The sequence below is a fragment of the Streptomyces lancefieldiae genome (assembly GCF_031845825.1).
Lineage (GTDB): Bacteria > Actinomycetota > Actinomycetes > Streptomycetales > Streptomycetaceae > Streptomyces > Streptomyces lancefieldiae.
The window spans coordinates 1-271 of the sequence record NZ_JAVRFH010000436.1; the positions used below are offsets into that span (position 1 = coordinate 1).

A 271-nucleotide genomic window follows, 5' to 3' on the forward strand; every position below is an offset into this window, starting at 1 on the left:
CCGGCCCCCACTCGACGTGCAGGCCGGCCCCGGTCTAGCTGCCGCGGTCACCACCAGAATGCCGAGTGCGATGGCACTCGGCCTTGTTCATCTGCGCACGGATGTTGGCGATTCGCGCACGCCTTGGGTGGCAGATTGGAGCCCACTACTGAGGTTTTCGGATTGTCGTCGGGTAGTGACGGTTCATGATCCCCGCGGTATGCCGATGAGGTGAGGTATCCAGAGGGTGGGGGCCTGACCGCTGAGCGGCGGGCATTTCGTGAGGGGATCC

Annotated in this window: 1 pseudogene; it reads left to right on the forward strand. The window is 64.6% G+C overall.

Annotated elements, in window-relative coordinates:
- Positions 1-210 precede the first annotated feature (210 nt).
- Positions 211-271, forward strand: a pseudogene (locus tag RM812_RS43495) (helix-turn-helix domain-containing protein); the annotation flags it as partial.